General features: G+C 53.1%; 14 protein-coding genes. 12 read left to right on the top strand and 2 right to left on the bottom strand.

What is annotated here, in order from left to right:
* Positions 1–903, bottom strand: a complete 903-nt coding sequence (locus tag WNE31_RS01730) for a hypothetical protein (RefSeq protein ID WP_349977857.1) — start codon at positions 901–903, stop codon at positions 1–3.
* Positions 904–1038: 135 nt separating this feature from the next.
* The gene (locus WNE31_RS01725) at positions 1039–1425 is read right to left on the bottom strand and encodes a hypothetical protein (protein ID WP_349977856.1); all 387 of its coding nucleotides are present in this window, start codon (positions 1423–1425) and stop codon (positions 1039–1041) included.
* Between the two features lie 114 nt (positions 1426–1539).
* Between WNE31_RS01725 and WNE31_RS01720 the strand changes: the two genes are divergently transcribed.
* The 12 genes from WNE31_RS01720 (at position 1540) to WNE31_RS01665 (ending at position 17295) form a co-directional block, all read left to right on the top strand.
* Complete coding sequence (locus WNE31_RS01720; RefSeq protein WP_349977855.1) at positions 1540–1947, top strand: hypothetical protein; 408 nt, start codon at positions 1540–1542, stop codon at positions 1945–1947.
* Complete coding sequence (gene rfbC / locus WNE31_RS01715; RefSeq protein ID WP_349977854.1) at positions 1908–2471, top strand: dTDP-4-dehydrorhamnose 3,5-epimerase; 564 nt, start codon at positions 1908–1910, stop codon at positions 2469–2471. Before WNE31_RS01720 ends, rfbC begins: the two co-directional genes overlap by 40 nt.
* Positions 2472–2474: 3 nt before the next feature.
* Positions 2475–3524 (top strand): dTDP-glucose 4,6-dehydratase, encoded by a 1050-nt coding sequence (gene rfbB, locus WNE31_RS01710; RefSeq protein WP_349977853.1) that lies wholly within the window; start codon positions 2475–2477, stop codon positions 3522–3524.
* Complete coding sequence (gene rfbD, locus WNE31_RS01705) at positions 3521–4375, top strand: dTDP-4-dehydrorhamnose reductase (protein ID WP_349977852.1); 855 nt, start codon at positions 3521–3523, stop codon at positions 4373–4375. Before rfbB ends, rfbD begins: the two co-directional genes overlap by 4 nt.
* A 415-nt stretch (positions 4376–4790) precedes the next feature.
* Entirely contained in the window at positions 4791–5666 is an 876-nt protein-coding gene (gene rfbA / locus WNE31_RS01700; RefSeq protein ID WP_349977851.1) for a glucose-1-phosphate thymidylyltransferase RfbA, read from the top strand.
* 608 nt (positions 5667–6274) lie between these two features.
* A complete protein-coding gene (locus WNE31_RS01695; protein WP_349977850.1) occupies positions 6275–6694 on the top strand; it encodes a sugar 3,4-ketoisomerase in 420 nt (139 codons plus the stop codon).
* 20 nt (positions 6695–6714) lie between these two features.
* On the top strand, positions 6715–7830 hold the full coding sequence (locus tag WNE31_RS01690; protein WP_349977849.1) for a DegT/DnrJ/EryC1/StrS family aminotransferase: 1116 nt from the start codon (positions 6715–6717) through the stop codon (positions 7828–7830).
* A 21-nt stretch (positions 7831–7851) separates the two neighbouring features.
* A complete protein-coding gene (locus WNE31_RS01685; RefSeq protein WP_349977848.1) occupies positions 7852–13611 on the top strand; it encodes a glycosyltransferase 61 family protein in 5760 nt (1919 codons plus the stop codon).
* 71 nt (positions 13612–13682) lie between these two features.
* Positions 13683–14222, top strand: a complete 540-nt coding sequence (locus WNE31_RS01680; RefSeq protein WP_349977847.1) for a GNAT family N-acetyltransferase — start codon at positions 13683–13685, stop codon at positions 14220–14222.
* 59 nt (positions 14223–14281) lie between these two features.
* Entirely contained in the window at positions 14282–15289 is a 1008-nt protein-coding gene (locus WNE31_RS01675) for a hypothetical protein (RefSeq protein WP_349977846.1), read from the top strand.
* A gap of 74 nt (positions 15290–15363) precedes the next feature.
* Positions 15364–16161 carry a sulfotransferase gene (locus WNE31_RS01670; protein ID WP_349977845.1) on the top strand — a complete coding sequence of 266 codons (798 nt, stop codon included), beginning with the start codon at positions 15364–15366 and terminating at the stop codon, positions 16159–16161.
* 177 nt (positions 16162–16338) lie between these two features.
* Entirely contained in the window at positions 16339–17295 is a 957-nt protein-coding gene (locus WNE31_RS01665) for a glycosyltransferase family 2 protein (protein ID WP_349977844.1), read from the top strand.
* Positions 17296–17362 lie beyond the last annotated feature (67 nt).

The raw sequence follows: 17362 nt of genomic DNA, 5'->3' as shown, positions 1-17362 counted from the left end.
TTAGTAAAGGCTTTTCACCAACCCGTTGAGATCACGGATCGGGCCTTCGCTGCTCACGACCGAGGCAAGGTTCCGGTCCTGTATGATGTCTTTGAGACTGACCGGCTTGCCGTCGACAAAGGCAGTTTGGCTGACCAGCCTCACGCCATGGCTGTAATCCGCATAACGCGCGCCGTGCACGGTGCTGAGCGGTTGGATCGGCTTGCCATTCGTGCGGTGCCAGCCATAAATCGCCACCCGCCCCGGTTTCGCGCGAAGCCGGTTGGACAGCACGAGGTCTTTCTTCTGGCCCGCCGTCAGCTGCCCAATACCGGGCGCATGCGCCTCGCTCTGTTTATCGACAGTTGCATCGTGCTGCACCAGATACGCGGTGGATTCCATTTGCGACGTGGGTTTCATCGGGCTTGGGGCAAGGCGCACCTTGGCCTGTGAATAGATGGCATCGACCATCTTGGTGGTGGGCAGCAAAAAGCCAAGCTCTTCGGCTATGCGCACCGCGGCGGGCAGGCCCATTGGCACCCGCACGAAGTCACGGTCATGACCCACCGAGAGGTATTCGGGCGTGACGCAGATCGTGACCTTGACCTCTTCTCCAGTAGCTTTCCGGCCCTCAATGGTCACCGGTGCCAGATCGCGCAGGAATGACGGAATATTGCCCGACAGCACGTGGTCAGCGACCGCCGCATCGCGCTGTGCCCCGCCTGTGTTCATCAGGGATTGCATCAGTTCGCTGCCCGATGGGGCGGAAAAGGTCCGCTTGGGAATGGCGTCGGCCAAGGGTTTGTTGCAGGGTTTCGTGGCGGCTTGTGCCCCGAAAGGCAGGGCGATGGCCAAAACGGCTTTGGTCAGCGCGCCAGATGTCCGGCGGGCAAATACACTGCTCCACATATCTGCAACCCTCATGTTCCAAATTCTTTATATGATCAGAGGGGTGTCAGGTTTTTCGGGCTGAGACAAGAGACAGCTCTGCAACTGAGCGGGACATTGCCAATCCAGTGGGCGGCCAACGTCGTGAAACCCTAAGGCCCCGCACAGAGATCATCTGAGAGAGGGGCGGCGCTGTACACCGAACAGTACAGGAATGCGGCGTCTGTCTCCGTTCAAAAGCAGGAACACACCTTCGTCCCGCAGAAAGGCCCCGCAGCGCCTTTCCTGATTCTGGAAATCGACACAAAGCTCACCGTCTTTACGCAGCTCGAATACCCCGAACCGCGTGACGTCGGTTTGTGCGTCGGTGAACACGAAGGACCCATCTTCATGAAAGGTGGATCGGCCCAGCCCCGGAAAAGTCAGTGTCCGGTCCAAAATCAGCGTTTTGGTCTCTTCATAACTCAACGGCTCATAATCGTGTAAAAGGTGCCATTCCTGAGCGGTCGCAAACGTCGACACGATGGGGACAATGAAAGCGCCCAGAAGCATGGCCATAAAGGTTCGACAAACATGCCATCTATCAGTCTTGTACAACAGGCCCCTACGGCGTTTGCAGGAAGCGGAAGTTTGGAAGGTAGAAAGGGCCATACCGATTTGTTGAAGCATTAGATGTCCGTGATTTTGTTAGGCGACGAACAAAACGGCACTTGTCACATGCAGTATCGCCGAGGGTCCAAGAATGACTATTCAGGAACAGTCAGGAAACAAATTTCGAAAACCGCGCAACAACCTCGGGCAACAAGCTTTCCACACGTAATGTTGGATGATGTCGCGGCACACCGAAAAGCGCCACAAATTATTTGGGGCAAAGTGTCGCTTTTCTGTAAATCCCATCGCATTCGTTCAGGTTTTTCGGCTGTTATGCTCGTGAGGATGACTTTTGGGGTGGAAATTCCCCTTCATTTTTGCGACGTGGAAAGCAAAGTGTATCTGCCGTTTCTCCACCCTGGAGCATTTGGCAAGTTGCGAGGGCTGAAGTGGAAGTTCAACAAACAGATTTACCCGGTGTCCTTCTGATTACACCTGCCCGCTTCGGCGATCATCGTGGTTTTTTCAGCGAAAGCTGGAACAGAAAGAGCATGGCCGAGATCGGGTTAGAAATCGACTTTGTCCAGGACAACCACTCATTGTCGAAAGAGGTTGGAACCATTCGCGGTCTCCACTTTCAATCTCCGCCACATGCGCAGGACAAACTGGTTCGGTGTGGAAAAGGACGCCTGTTTGATGTCGCCGTCGACATTCGAAAAGGAAGCCCAACTTTCGGCCAGTGGGTCGGGTATGAGCTGAGCTTTGAAAATGGGCGGCAGCTGCTGGTTCCGGCTGGCTTCTTGCACGGGTTTGTTACGCGCGAACCCGACACGGAAATCGTTTACAAGTGCTCGGATTACTACGCGCCTGAATGTGATGGCGGTGTACGTTATGACGACCCGGACATTGGTATTGATTGGGGCATGGGCGATGCCGAAGTGGTTCTTTCCCAAAAGGACGAGACGGCACCGCTACTCAAGGACTTTGACAGCCCCTTTATATATGAAGGATAAATCATGAAATTGCTTGTTACCGGTGGTGCCGGTTTCATTGGGTCTGCGGTTGTGCGCCTGGCCATTTCCCGTGGTCATGAGGTTATCAACCTCGATGCTTTGACTTATGCGGCATGCCTCGAAAACGTTGCAACCGTTGCCGACAGCCCGAACTATGTTTTCGAAAAAGCCGATATTCGTGATCGCGCGGCGTTGGATCGTGTGTTCGCCACACACAAACCTGATGCCGTCATGCATTTGGCCGCAGAGAGCCATGTTGACCGCTCTATCGACGGTCCGGGCGACTTTATCGAGACCAATATCACCGGCACTTACAACATGCTGGAAGCCGCCCGCAGCTACTGGGTGCAGTCCGGAAAACCTGAAGGTTTTCGCTTTCACCACATCTCGACGGATGAAGTCTACGGCTCTCTACCCAATGACCCCGAGGTGATGTTCACCGAAGACACGCCCTATGATCCGCGCTCGCCATATTCTGCGTCGAAGGCCAGCTCGGACCATCTCGTTCGGGCATGGCATGAAACCTATGGGCTTCCTGTCGTTCTGACCAATTGTTCGAATAATTATGGCCCATATCACTTCCCGGAAAAACTCATCCCGGTTGTCATCCTGAATGCGCTGGCAGGGAAAGAACTGCCAATTTACGGGGACGGCTCGAATATTCGTGACTGGCTTTATGTCGAGGATCATGCGGATGCGTTGCTTCTGGTTGTCGAAAAAGGCGAGCTCGGACGCTCGTACAATATCGGCGGTGAAAACGAACGCACGAACCTAGAACTGGTGAAGACACTTTGTGCAGTCCTCGACGACCTGCGCCCAAAAGCCGACGGGAGCTATGCCGACCAGATTACGTTCGTCACTGACCGCCCGGGGCATGATGCGCGATATGCGATTGATCCCACGCGCATCCGCGAAGAGCTCGGTTGGCGACCCTCGGTCACCGTTGAACAAGGCTTGCGGCAAACCGTGCAATGGTACCTGGACAACGAAGCCTGGTGGCGTCCCTTGCAAGAGCGCCACGGTGTGGGTCAACGTCTGGGGGTCAAAGCGTGAAAATTCTGGTTTTCGGGGATGTCGGACAGGTCGGCCAAGAACTTCAACGTCGCGCCGGGGATATCGAGCTTGATGTCCTCGCGCATGAAGACGCCGATTTCGAAGACCCCGAAGCCTGCAAGCGCCTTGTTGCCGAAACCGACGCCGACGCGGTTATAAACGCGGTTGCATATACAGCCGTTGATAAGGCCGAAACTGAACAAGACATTGCACTTGTCGTGAACGGAACAACCCCCGGCGAATTGGCGCAAGCCGCAGCGCAGCGCGGTTTACCCTTTGTGCATATATCTTCGGACTACGTGTTTGATGGCACGGGTGACACCCCGTTTGAAATCGGCGCTTCTACCGGGCCCCTTGGCGTCTACGGCGAAAGTAAGCTGCTTGGCGAAGAAAAAGTGCGCGCCGCTGGTGGTACTCATGCGATCTTGCGAACTTCGTGGGTTGTGTCGGCTCATGGGAACAACTTTGTAAAAACAATGCTCCGGCTAGGTGGCGAAAGAGAGTCTCTCACCATCGTGGCCGATCAGATTGGTGGACCAACTTGCGCTGCTGATATCGCGGATGCTTGCCTGTCTATTGCGAAACAGTTGAAGGAAGACCCTTCTAAAACTGGAACCTATCACTTTACCGGGGCACCTGATGTAAGCTGGGCTGATTTCGCACGTGAAATATTCCGCCAAAGCGGCACCCGCTGTAATGTCATAGACATACCCAGCAGTGATTATCCAACTCCTGCAAGGCGTCCGTTGAATTCTCGCTTGGATAACAGCGCAACGCTTTCGACTTTTGGCATTACACGACCGGATTGGCGCGAATCACTGGCTGACATCCTAAAAGAGCTTCAGGCCTAACTCGTAGCGGCCACGCAGCTGGCTGAGTCTCACATATACTCGGCAACCATACCTGCAACTGCGCTCGTTGTGTATCAAAGGTATGACCAATAGCAGCGGGCCAAAGGTTTTAAAGGCGTCGCTGTTGACAAGCATAGACCAAATGTCTTGAAGGTTTGGCAAAGCACGTCGCTTCGATGGCGATGCCGCGAAAACAATTGCAAGGCTCTGCGAACGAACAATGACCTCTCTTGTGATGAATGTTCCAGCCCAGATGCGCGACAAGTCGGATCAAACACTCTTTTCATTGATCCCTCTTCAATATGGCATCAAGGCCAATCGAAGTGTTCTGAACACAAACAAGGTGCATCGCAAAGATCCAATCCCTGCAAGCCATTCATACTAAAACTCTGACAAACGACTGACGGAAAAAATCATGAAAAAACGCAAAGGTATTATTCTGGCCGGCGGCTCTGGCACTCGTCTTTATCCGATCACCATTGGTGTCTCGAAACAGCTTCTGCCAATTTATGATAAACCGATGGTTTATTACCCGATCAGTGTGCTGATGCTGACAGGCATTCGCGAAGTGGCGATCATCACTACCCCGCAAGATCAGGAACAATTCAAACGGACCCTCGGCGATGGCAGCCAGTGGGGCATGTCGTTCACCTACATCGTACAACCAAGCCCAGATGGGCTGGCTCAAGCATATATTCTCGCGGAAGAGTTTCTTGACGGCGCGCCGTCGACCCTGGTTCTGGGCGACAATATCTTCTTCGGACATGGTCTGCCGCAACTCCTTGGCCGGGCTGATGCGCAAAAAGAAGGCGGTACAGTATTTGGATACCGGGTCGCAGATCCTGAGAGATACGGCGTGGTTGATTTCGATGAGAACGGGCAAGCGACCCACATTATCGAGAAGCCAGAAGTTCCGCCATCAAACTTTGCCGTGACGGGGCTTTACTTCCTTGATGGTGATGCGCCGAAGCTTGCCAAGCAAGTCAAACCTTCGCCGCGTGGAGAACTCGAAATTACAACTTTGCTTGAAATGTATCTGCACGAAGGCAAGCTTTCGGTCGAGCGCATGGGTCGCGGGTATGCGTGGCTGGATACAGGGACCCACGGCAGCCTTCTGGACGCAGGCAACTTTGTGCGTACGCTTGAGCGGCGTCAGGGTTTGCAAACCGGGTGCCCCGAAGAAATCGCGTTCGACCAAGGTTGGATTGATCGTGAGGCGATGGAAAGCTACGCCGCGAAATATGCAAAGAATGAATATGGCAAATACCTCAAGAACATCCTGAACGACTAAAGGATCGTTCACCTTAGTACCGGCAAGGGCCAGTCAGCGAAAGCGACTGGCCCTTTTGTGTTTCTCCAACGTTCCGACCGCTTTTTGCCCGACTCGACGTCCAACAATTGGCCCCACATGAAAGGTGCGCTGAACAGACGCACATGTCGAAACGGCACCCAAAAGAACAGTCTAAACTGCGGGTTTGGCGCTTAGAGATAGAGTGAAATACAATCTGAAAGTGTTTTGCATGCTTGCCACGATTAGGAGAATCGCAACCAATTTTTCCTCAGCCAGAGCCGATCGCGTGTTTGAGCCAAGAATATTTCCCTTGGAATCAACGTTCTGCAATGACTCTTGAAATTCTACACTGAATGCCCTCTAGCTGCGCTGCAGAATTTTTGTTGGATGCAAGTCGGAATTTCCATTTTTTCCCGAGACTTGGCAAGAAGTTCAAGCAATCAAAGCGGGTGCAGTTTTCACTCGAAAAACCATCTTGCAATGCCCTTAAGCCCCGCTTAGATGGACGTGCTTTATTTGCAAATTCCGACCGGATTTTGTTTAAACATGACGAACAAAACTTTTTAGTGTGCTAATTTGGAACGTCCCAAACGTTGTGAGGAATGAACGTGAACGAGCTCTTGAAACCGAAACTCATTGACTGCGCCACACACCTCGACGGTCGCGGAGCTCTCGGTGTGATTGAAGGCGACCAACTGCCTTTCTCGATCAAGCGTATCTACTATCTGTACGACACGCCGAAAGACATCGTGCGCGGCGAACACGGTCACAAGAAGCTTGAGCAAATCATGATCTCCATGCACGGCATGTGCGATGTCACGCTCAACGATGGCACAAACGAATACCACTTCCACCTCGACAGCCCGAAGGTCGGTCTTTACGTGCCGCCCGGAATGTGGCGCAGCATCAAGTTCGGTGCGCAACAGTCTATCCTGTGCGTGCTGGCATCGCGACCCTACGAAGTAGAAGACTATTTGTACACATTCGAGGACTTTAGCGCCTGGGCGCTGAACAAGGACTCAGACTAAACTCGAAAAGGCTTGAAGCTTTGAAATACTCTTTCCTCGACGTTGGCTTTACTTACACATCCCTCAAAGAAGAACTCGACGCTGCTTATCACCATGTCATGGACTCGGGCATGTATATCGGCGGCGATGCTGTTTCGGCCTTTGAATCTGAATTTGCGGCATATTGCGGCGCAGACTATAGCGTCGGCGTAGGCAACGGGCTTGAAGCTTTGATTCTGGCCCTGCGCGCCATGGAAATTGGTGATGGTGACGAGGTCATCGTGCCTGCCAATACCTTTATCGCAACCTGGCTGGCAGCTTCCCAAGCGGGCGCAACACCTGTGCCGGTTGATGCAGATCCGGTCACGATGAACATCGATATCGCGCTTATTGAGGCCGCGATCACCGAGCGTACCAAGGCAATCATGCCGGTGCATCTGTATGGACAGCCGGTAAAGGCGGAACCTTTGCGTCAACTCGCTGAGAAATACGATCTCAAAATCATTGAAGACGCGGCACAAGCCCACGGCGCACGCGACAACAATCTGCGCACTGGTAAACTTGGTCACGTCGCAGGGTTCAGCTTCTATCCAGGAAAAAATCTTGGTGCTTTCGGGGATGGCGGTGGCGTCGTCACCGACGATGCCGAACTGGCAGACCGTATCCGGTTGCTGGGCAACTATGGTTCCAAGGTTAAATACCAACATGACGAAGTTGGCGGCAACTCCCGTCTGGACCCGATGCAGGCCGCAATGCTGTCCGTCAAGCTGCGCAAGCTTGACGAGTGGAATGCCCGACGCGGCGAAATCGCGTCTGTGTATCAGGAGGTTCTGGCTGAGACTCCGGGTCTTACCCTACCTGTATTGGCAGAAGGCGTAGAGTCATCCTGGCACCTGTTTGTTGTGCGTAATGACGACAGACAAGGGCTCCATCAAGCTCTGCTCGAACAAGGCGTTCCGACCGCCATGCACTATCCGATCGCCAACCATCACAGCGGCGCTTTCCGGAATGAGTTCGGGGATCAGTCTTACCCCGTGACCGAAGAGATTTGCCGCACCTGTCTTAGCTTGCCTATCGGCCCACATCTGAGTCTGGATCAGGCAGGTGAAATCGCGCGGATCATTGATCAGGTCGCTCGCGAGCGTACTAAACTCTAAGTTCAAAACCAGGACGTAAAAATGAACAAGATTGCCCACCCCACGTCCTCTCACTTCTTTGAACAGGACAAGAACTTGGCGCAGTCGCTCGAGTTGTTGTCTTCTCGGGCAAGGGCGCGTGTCAAGGATGAAGCCAACAAAGTCGGCGTCTTTCTTGAGGATCTCGACGTTGAATGTCGCGCTCTGTCCGACTTAGTCAAAGCCCAGGTTCCCATCACGTCAGAGCCAATCAGCTTTGATCGTCCCACCAATCTTTACGTGGTCAGCGAGATCTACCAAACAGGTGGCCACGGCAAGCTGATCAAGCAGATGATCGCAACACGCCCACAGGAACGCCATATCGTCCTGTTCACGGGGGCTTTTGAAAACAGTCGTCAGTTCGGCATCGAGAGCATCACCGCGGCGGGCGGCTTTCCGATCTACCCCGACCCCTCGTTGGGCAAATTCGACCGCATGTTGTGGCTGCGTGAAAAGCTGTCCTGTTTCGTGGCGCAACGGCTTTTCATCCTACCTCATCCCGAGGATGTCTTGGCGGCGGTTGCCTTGAGCGAGTTTGCGGGTGGCTACGGTAAACGCGCCTATGTCGTGCACCACGCTGACACTGTGGCAAGTGTCGGGCTTGATCTCGAAACGGCGACACATATTGCCATACGCCCCGAGCAAAAAGAACGTATCCTTGATCTGCGCCAAGATTATAGCGTGCATGTGCTGCCTCTTTCGTTCAACCCCGAGCTTCTTGATCCCCCCATCCAGCCGGAACTGACGGCGTTGATTGAAAAAGAAGACAGGGACTTTTTTGCAACAGGGTCACTGATTACAGCAACCTGTGGCGGCTATCACAAATTCCTTGAAAAGGGAGAGCTTGGCCTCCCTAAAATGATCGCGCGGATCCTGAATGTCACGCACGGTCGGCACCTGCATATCGGGCCACTCACCGACAGCCTCAGGAAGAACATCCTTGCCGAGCTGAAAGAAGAGGGCATCTCGAGCGAACGGCTTTGGCTGGTCAACGAAGTACGCTCTGTTGCTGAGACGCTTCTTGCCTACAAAGTAGGACTGTTCGTGACGTCCTTCCCGATCGGTGGGGGCCTCACAATTGTTGAGGCTGCCTATGCCGGTATTCCCATTGCCGTTTATGGCGGCGGCGAAGACGAGGCGAGCCGATATACTTCGGGACTTACCCATGCCCCAAATGATGTGCTTGTGTGGGAAGACCCCGATCAATTCAGTGACCTTCTTGCCTCGTTCTGGCAGAAGAGTGGCACCCAAAAACTGCGAGACATGTCCGCGTCCTCACGCCTATGGTTTAATTCCAAGGCATCGGGGACAAAATTCTCCAACAGGCTGCGCGCGCTGATCAATGCAACCGAAGTGCAGCGACCTTCTGGAATCGGCGAAAACCGCGAAACGATCATCAAGGCGCTGCTGGATACGGAACACTACCTCGGCATGAACCCGGACCTCGTTGAGAGCGGGGTAGAGCCGTATGAACACTATCTGCTTTACGGAGAAAGTGAGCACCGCGTTCCCAATCCGCTTTTTGATCCGGGGTACTATCTTTCGCAACTGTCCAGCCGTGAACATAAGCTAGCAGAAGACGCACCCCTGACGCACTACATCGAGCGCGGTGAGTCCCGTGGTATCCGGCCACACGTGCTGTTCGATCCTCTTCTGTGTCGTACCTCCATGGCCGAGGCTGGGATCTGGGAACCTGCGACCGGTGATGCGGTCGAAGACTCGATTCTCGTACGCTATCTCAAGGCGCGTGACCGGGTCCGCCCACACATGTTTTTCGATCCGCGCCATTATTCCCGACAGGCAAAGCTCGTGCCCGAAGGCCAGCCTTTGCTGGTGCACTACCTCACGTCGGGGGCTCAGGACGGACTAAGCCCCCACCCTCTGATCAAACCTGACTTGATTGCGCCTCGCGGGCCTGATCAGTTCACACATGTACTGAACTTCATTTGTGGGGTTCATCCCGCAAAGAACGCGATCACAAGCAGCCGAATTTTTGATCCCGAGTGTTTTGGCCAACGTGCACGATCACGCTATCCAAATGCCGCACCAAACCTGCTTTGGGCGCATTTGATCGAAGGCAACCTGACCGAACAGAACCCACACCCGCTTATTTCGATCACGCATGTAGAGCGCATGCGACCCGGAACATTGGTCGCGGCGGATACCGTTCTTAGGCACGCCGCAAGAAATGATTTGGACGTGGACACGCATCCGTTGGTCCAGCGACAGCATATTCTGAAACAGGCCCCATTTGTCTCGACGCTCCCGATTACACCAACAGAATACTTTATTGAATCCGGTGCAGCCCATAACATCGACCCACATCCTTTGTTCTCGGTGCAGCATTACCTGTTTAAATACCCGGATCTGCGCGCTAACAGCATGAACCCCTTGGTTCACTTCCTCCGCCACGGCGAAAAAGAAAACCGCGTCGCACACCCTGCCTTTGATACGCGTCATTACTTCCAGAGCTTCCTTGGCAAGGGTGGCGGCTCAGCGATCCTTGACTACCTGTCCAAGGGCATGTCGCTTTTCCACACAAGCCTTCCCATGAACGAGGGGTTGCGTGACATATCCAGGAAAACGGCTATCCACCTGTTTGAGATGGGTGGCGATGATGCCGCAGCAGACATGCTTGCGTCCTCTATGCATCCTGACACCGCGCCTGAAAACCCGATGCTGGTGACCGAGACGCGCCAATTTACCTGCGGCACTGAAGGCGCGCAGGAATCTCGCGAGATTTTTCCCGAGGAAACCGTGTTTGTGGACCGTCCGTCGGTGGTGTCGCAAACTCATATCGCCCCCAAAAGCGGTGAGTATCTGGCGCCTGCAGGTTCGGCATCAGTCTATCATGACGCGACACTTGTTCCGGGAAATGACGGTTTCATTTCAGAGGACGGGCAATGGGTTGATCCCGGTTTGGTTGGATTTGATCCTGAAATAATGCGGGTCAAAGAGAATGCCGCGGTGGTCTCGGTTGCCAACGGCAAGGTGCTTTTGCGCCGCTACCGTTCCGCCCAAATATTCCCGACCGGCATTCTCGCATCTGGCACCTACAGCCACAATTACTTCCACTTCCTGATGGAAGTTCTGCCGCGCATTCTACTGGCCGTAGAATTGGCCCCTAGAGGCACGCCGATCCTTGCGGATCAGGACATGCCGGACCAGCATTATCAAGCCCTTCGCCTGTTTCTACCCGAGTACCCCGTTCTGCGCTTGGCACGAAACCTGTCGGTAAAGGTGGGTAGGCTGTTTGTGGGCAGCATGCCAAACCTCATCCATGACGCTTTTGAAAATGAAATGCCGCCTGCGGATGCTCTGCGTTTTCACCCGATCATGGTGCGCAAAATTGCCGAGTTGGGGCGGGCCCTTTCAACTCCGGAAGATGAGCAGCATCTTTACTTGCGTCGCGACGGCGCCATTCGGAAAATCCTGAATCCGGAAGAAGTGCAGAACGCACTGGTAACCCGCGGATTTGACGTGGTGCGCTGCGGCGCGCTGCATTTCGCCGATCAGGTTCAACTCTTCGGACGCGCCCGTTGTGAGATTGTTGCACAAAGCGGCGCACACCTGACCAATATGCTTTTTGCGCCTGAAAGCAGCCGTATCTTGGCGCTTTTCTCGAATGCGAAAGGCACAAACTTCTATTTGTGGAGCGCTCTCGGTAAACTCCTCGGGCACGAAGTGATCAATATCGCCGGATGGCGGGTCGCGGGTTCTGCCCCCGGGAACGTACCTGAAGCACATGAAGACTTTACGGTTCCGACAAACCTCATCACGCCTTTCTATCCACACTCGCAAGATCTTGAAGAGGTCGAGTCCGACACGACGAAAGCCCACATTCTTTTGAACGAGTTGTTCGACCTGAACCATCAGGCAGACGTCGTGACCGGTGCGTGGGGCATTCTGTCAACGCCAACACCGGACGGGTTTAACGAACGCGTCATAGAAATGCGGGCTCAGCTCGGCGAACTTCTGATGAACCTTGAGCAAGCCGAAATTGACAGGCTGCTGGGTCACGGTTTTTTTGCTCACTTCTATGCCAATGTACGCTCTGGGTTCTTTGCAATAAACGATTTCGGCGACGATGAAGTCAGAATCATCGAAGAAATCAAAAGCTACTTTGACGATCTGTCGAAAGGCGAAAGCGGTCTCGAAAGCCAGGAAGCCGACGACGACGGCAATGACGAAGAAGGTGACGGCAATTTTGCACGCATGCTTGCAGCTGCGATGCTATATGTGCCTGCATGGCAGCTGCCCCTCGTGGCCGACATCGGACAAATCGAAGAACGCTACCGCGGTCTTTATCTGAACTGGCTGTCTACACCGCCTGTCCTGTTCCGCGACGGGGATGACGCTGGATATGTTGGATTTGTAGCTACCTATCTCGATTGGCTAGCCGTACATCTTGCCCCAGAAAACCCGATGGCTGTTCGCAAGATGATTGCCGACACGGCGGCCCGGATTGACCTTGGGCAGCTTCTTCTGGTCGGTGAACCCTTGAAGCCGGTACTGGCCGCGCGTAACCGTCTTTTGGAACAGGTTGCATCGCGGACCGGTCCGCTGGCGCGGCAGAAACCTCGGCCTGATGACCTTTCGCAGGGTCGCATCCGAGTTGGTATCCTTTGCCGAACCTTTGCAAAAGGCCCTGATAGTGAAGCCGTCGCAGCGTTTTTCAAATCCTTTGACCACAAAAAGTTCGAGGTTTTCGCCTATTCCGTAGGTTTCCACGATCGTGTTGTCGCCGAAGATGAGCAATTCGACCGCGTCTTTGATAAGGCAATCGATCATCGCCGTATCGTTTCAAACGATCCGCATGACATGCGCGAAACCATACTGGCCGATGACCTTGATGTGTTCCTCTATGCAAACGCCACGACATTTGGTGTGCGTGAACAGGAGATCGCGCTTTACCATCGGGTTGCACCCATTCAGATGGTGTTGAATTCCCACCTTCCGATGTCCCCCGGCTTCCCGTCTTTCGATTATTTCCTCACTGGCCTCAGCGATGATGCGGCTGCGGAGGTTTCGGATGAAGACTACTTTGAAAAGATACTTCGCATTGACGGGCCCGTCATCAACTACCTCAACTCCCTGAAGCCGAAGCCGAAACCGACGTTTGACCGTGCGTCTTTGGGACTCGGGGAAGACGATTTCGTTATGATAAACGGCGGGTCTTCGCAAAAGCTGCGTCACGAGTGTCTGGTCACGATGTTGCGCGCGTTGGCAGAGGTGCCTAACGGCAAGCTTCTCTTTGCGCCTTACAACCCCGGGTGGGCGGGGCGCAGCCAAGCCTTTGTGTTCAACAGACAGCTAACCGAGGCCGCTGAAGAAGTTGGTATCTCACTGGACAATGTCATTGTTCTGAGCGAGCTGAGTGTCGCCGAGGCGGAAGCCGCATTGTCACTTTCGGACATCTATCTTTCGTCCTTCCCGCATGGCGGTGCCACGATGACCCATCTGGCGTTAATCTATGGCACACCACCAATCGTGCTGCGTCGGCGCAATACGCGTTCTATCGACCAGTTCTTGGTGAAATCGCTCGGCTTTGACCAGACGCTTGCTTCGACACCTGATGATTATGTCACGCTTGTCGGCGAATTGGCACGAGACCGCGCTGGTTTGGAGCAACTCTCGCGAGATATTCAGGATGCGGCGAAGAACCCGATTTTTGTCGCAAACCCGGATTTCTCGCTTGCGATGCAGGATGCGATTGTAGACGCTTTGAACACATTCGACACGCGGAATGAAACTGGTGTTTAGGGTATAAAGACGCGATCCTTGCTCTGAGTTGAAGCACATAACGACACACAAAGAGAAAACCGGAGGACAAGATGGAAAACAAGAGCGGCGAAGTAATTGGCTACAACCTGACCCTCCGGGTCGTTGAAGAAGCAGATGCTGAATACATCTGGGGGCTGCGCAACGATGCACGCTACAATGCCCACTTGTCACAAGTGACTGGCACGGCAGACGACCAACGCGCATGGATTCGTCGGTATAAGGAACGAGAAGCAGCAGGGTCTGAATATTACTTTGTTGTCTTCAGAAATTCGGACAACATGCGGTGCGGTACCGTACGCTTGTATGACATCCACGACGGCCAGTTTACCTGGGGAAGCTGGATCCTAGACGAAAACAAGCCAGAAAAAGCGGCACTGGACAGTGCAATCCAAGTCTACAGATACGGCTTTGACGTGCTGGACCTTCCAATGTCGGTCTTTGACGTTCGCAAGGAGAACACCCACACGTTGCGCTTCCATGATCGCTTCGGTTCGAACCGTGTTTCCGAAGACGAAGACAATATCTACTATGAACTGCCCCGAGAACAGTTCCGGCAAAAACAACGCGAGTTTGACGAACTGTTCAAATAGGGAAAACAGCCAGAAAACGCGGAAATCTGTATCTAATCGCCGCGTTTCGAAGGAGAAAAATGCCGAAACTGTATCTACATGTCGGGTTTCCGAAAACGGCGACCACGACCATTCAGAATTTTCTGGCTAACAACGACAAGGCGCTGGCAGAAAAAGGCTGGCTTTATCCAAAATCCGGTCGTCAGTACGTTGCTCATCACACGCTTGGCAATTTCTTCCGCCCTGTTCTGTTGGACTGGATCCCCAAAAAGGATCCCTCGAAGGTAAAAGCAGACCTGCTTGCCGAGCTTGAAAAATCCGGATGCGATAACGTCATCATGAGCACGGAAGCCTTGGTATCGGTGCCCTGGATCAAGAAAGTTCGCGATTACTTCGACGATTTTGATGTTAGCGTTGTGTTTTTTCTTCGCCGACAGGATCAGTGGCTGGAGTCGGCCTATCAGGAAGAGTTAAAAAACGGACCCGACGTCCACACAAAGGAAGAGTATCTTGCCCTTCGCGAACACGCGCTCGACTATCTGAAGAAACTGACTGATTGGGGCAATGTGTTTGGCAACGATCACATGCACATCACTGTTTTCGAGAAAGGTGATGAACAACAGCCCGTGGAAAGACAGTTCCTGGAAAGTATCGGTGCGCCGTTCTCGGAAGAATTTACGCCACCGCAACTTCAGAACTCGCGACTCAATCGCGATTGCCTTGCTTTCTTTACCATGATGAAAGAACAGCGCCGGATCGGTCCGCGTTTGAAACTCTACAAAGACATTCTGGGAGAATATTCCGCGAAACATCCGGATCCGAAAGAATGGAAATACTTCTGGTCACCGCAAGAGCGCAGCGCCCTGCTGGAAAAATATGAAGAGGCAAACGCAGAGGTTGCGAAAACTTTCCTCGGGCGGAGCGATGGCCAGCTATTCCAAGGCCCGCCAGTATCGCTTGATGAGGCTTGGGAACCGTATCCGGGCTTAACGGCCGAAAAAGCCGTCGAAATTGGAGAATACTTGGCAAAAGGCTTGTACGATAAGCTGCACTCAAGCAAAAAGAGGCCGGTAGGAAGACGCCGATAAGGCGTGTATACAGGACTCTAGCCACCACTACACTGCGATTGGTTTTTCCAGCGCATATCTTAGGGAACGAAAAAATGGTCGAACAGAACGCAACTCAACCCGTTGTCTTTGTCGGAGGTGCCCCTCGGTCTGGGACGACAGTGACACATGAATTGCTTTGTACATCCACACGCACCAACGCCTACCACCCGGAAATCAGCTTTGTACTTCCCTTGGTTAATTCCTACGCTCTTGGCAAAAACAACTGGTCCAACCACACCAATGCGTTTTTTGCCGAACCTGAACACTTCCGGATCCATGTTGCAAATTTGGTAAACACTTCGCTCCAGCACGTAAGCTTGGTTCTGGGGAACCCCGAGGTACTGACCGTCAAGAACCCTCTGATGACACCGAAATTCCCTGTGGTTCGGGAACTTCTTGGCGAACGTACGCGCTTTGTTACAGTTGTCCGTCACCCCTATGATGTTGTGCGTTCACGTCAGGAAGTGGCCAAGAAATCCGAGCAAGAGTTCAATGAGCGTATGGCGCGCAACACGGCGCGGTCATACAATGAGACCTATGCGCATCTGGACAATCCGATTCTTGAGGGTAGCCTTTTCCATTTCCGCTATGAAGACATCCTTGTGCCGGAAACGATCGAAGGTCTGCGTAACTTTACCGGTCTGACCGATCTTGATCCAGACAAGGTTGGGGTCAAAGAATCTGCGCCCCAAAAGGATGCCGGAGATTCGAACCCGTGGTATTCGCCGAAATATCATGGCCCCATCAATACAAAGTCGCGCCTAAGTCCGCTGGAAGAGAAATACCGCAAGGTTGTGCGCGAAGTCTGCGCACCGATGATGGAACGTTTTAACTATACGAATGACGTCTGAAGACGGTTAGCAAATGGAGTGACGCCGTGGGTTTGCCAGGGCGTTTTCCACATACTGTTTTTGTCGGGGATGGAAGTTGGTTTCCATCCCCCTTTTTATCGCATTCACAATTGAAGTTTTTTCCGTTATCGCGCTAGGAAGCTTTGGCTATCTTTCCGCCAACATACGTTGTTTCAAATGTCATCACGTGCACGAAATGAAGAAAATGGCTCGGCAACAGTCGCCGTTCTTCTGGCAACGTACAATGGTGCGGAAAACATTGAGGAGCAGCTTTCAAGCATTGCAAGCCAGACTTGCCCACCAAATCTGATTCTGGTCAGCGATGATGGATCGACCGATCGCACCAAGGACCTCGTTGCACAATTTTTTGCCAGCAATCCGCAAATCAACGGGAAACTTGTGGAAGGCCCCTGTATGGGCGCCGCCCGCAATTTCATGAGCCTTCTGAACATGGTTCCAGATTGGATCGATGCTGCCATGTTCTCGGATCAGGATGATGTGTGGCTAGAAACCAAAATCGAAAGCGGCACCAAAGCTCTGTCAGACTCAGGTGATCCGAATATTCCAACTCTCTATTGTGGGCGTACCTGGGTTTGCGACGAAAAGCTTGAAAGCCGGAAGATTTCGCAACTTAGAAAGAATCCGTGTTTCCGCCATGCATTGGTTCAAAACATCGCAGGCGGGAACACAATGATGATCAACAGGGCAGCGATTACTCTTTTGAAAGCTGCTGCTGCGGAAACTCAAAAAGTCGTTATGCACGATTGGTGGGTCTATCAGCTGATTTCCGGTGTTGGTGGCCAGATCATCTACGACCCCAACCCGCATCTCCTATATCGTCAGCATTCTTCTAACATCATTGGTGCGAACAACGGACTTTCCGCCCGCCTCAAACGCTTGCGGAATATGTTGAATGGACGTTTCAGGTATTGGAATACGCTCAATATCAAGGCACTCAAGAACTCGGCGCACCGTCTTACTGCGGAAAATCAGAAAATTCTGGTCGCATTCGAAAAGTATCGAGATGCAAACCTCATTTTGCGGTTAGCGATGCTGCAACGCACCGGCCTACGCCGACAGGGTCTTGAGGGGCGCATGGCATTGATCCTCGCGGCCTTGCTGCGCCGGTTGTAATCAATAACAATTTCTAAATTTGAAGAACGGGGCAGCTACGCTCCATTTCTACCTGCTTGCTAAAAGT

The sequence above is a fragment of the Shimia fortis genome (assembly GCF_040225985.1).
Lineage (GTDB): Bacteria > Pseudomonadota > Alphaproteobacteria > Rhodobacterales > Rhodobacteraceae > Shimia.
Note: the sequence above shows the minus strand (reverse complement) of the source record. Positions and strands in the feature narration are given on the sequence as shown.

Excerpts from the sequence above, each read along its gene's own strand:
- WNE31_RS01725 (WP_349977856.1), bottom strand. The coding sequence starts at position 1,425 with ATGGCCATGCTTCTGGGCGCTTTCATTGTCCCCATCGTGTCGACGTTT.
- WNE31_RS01685 (WP_349977848.1), top strand. The coding sequence starts at position 7,852 with ATGAACAAGATTGCCCACCCCACGTCCTCTCACTTCTTTGAACAGGAC.
- WNE31_RS01730 (WP_349977857.1), bottom strand. The coding sequence starts at position 903 with ATGAGGGTTGCAGATATGTGGAGCAGTGTATTTGCCCGCCGGACATCT.
- WNE31_RS01720 (WP_349977855.1), top strand. The coding sequence starts at position 1,540 with ATGTCCGTGATTTTGTTAGGCGACGAACAAAACGGCACTTGTCACATG.
- WNE31_RS01680 (WP_349977847.1), top strand. The coding sequence starts at position 13,683 with ATGGAAAACAAGAGCGGCGAAGTAATTGGCTACAACCTGACCCTCCGG.
- rfbB (WP_349977853.1), top strand. The coding sequence starts at position 2,475 with ATGAAATTGCTTGTTACCGGTGGTGCCGGTTTCATTGGGTCTGCGGTT.
- rfbA (WP_349977851.1), top strand. The coding sequence starts at position 4,791 with ATGAAAAAACGCAAAGGTATTATTCTGGCCGGCGGCTCTGGCACTCGT.
- WNE31_RS01665 (WP_349977844.1), top strand. The coding sequence starts at position 16,339 with ATGTCATCACGTGCACGAAATGAAGAAAATGGCTCGGCAACAGTCGCC.
- WNE31_RS01675 (WP_349977846.1), top strand. The coding sequence starts at position 14,282 with ATGCCGAAACTGTATCTACATGTCGGGTTTCCGAAAACGGCGACCACG.
- WNE31_RS01670 (WP_349977845.1), top strand. The coding sequence starts at position 15,364 with ATGGTCGAACAGAACGCAACTCAACCCGTTGTCTTTGTCGGAGGTGCC.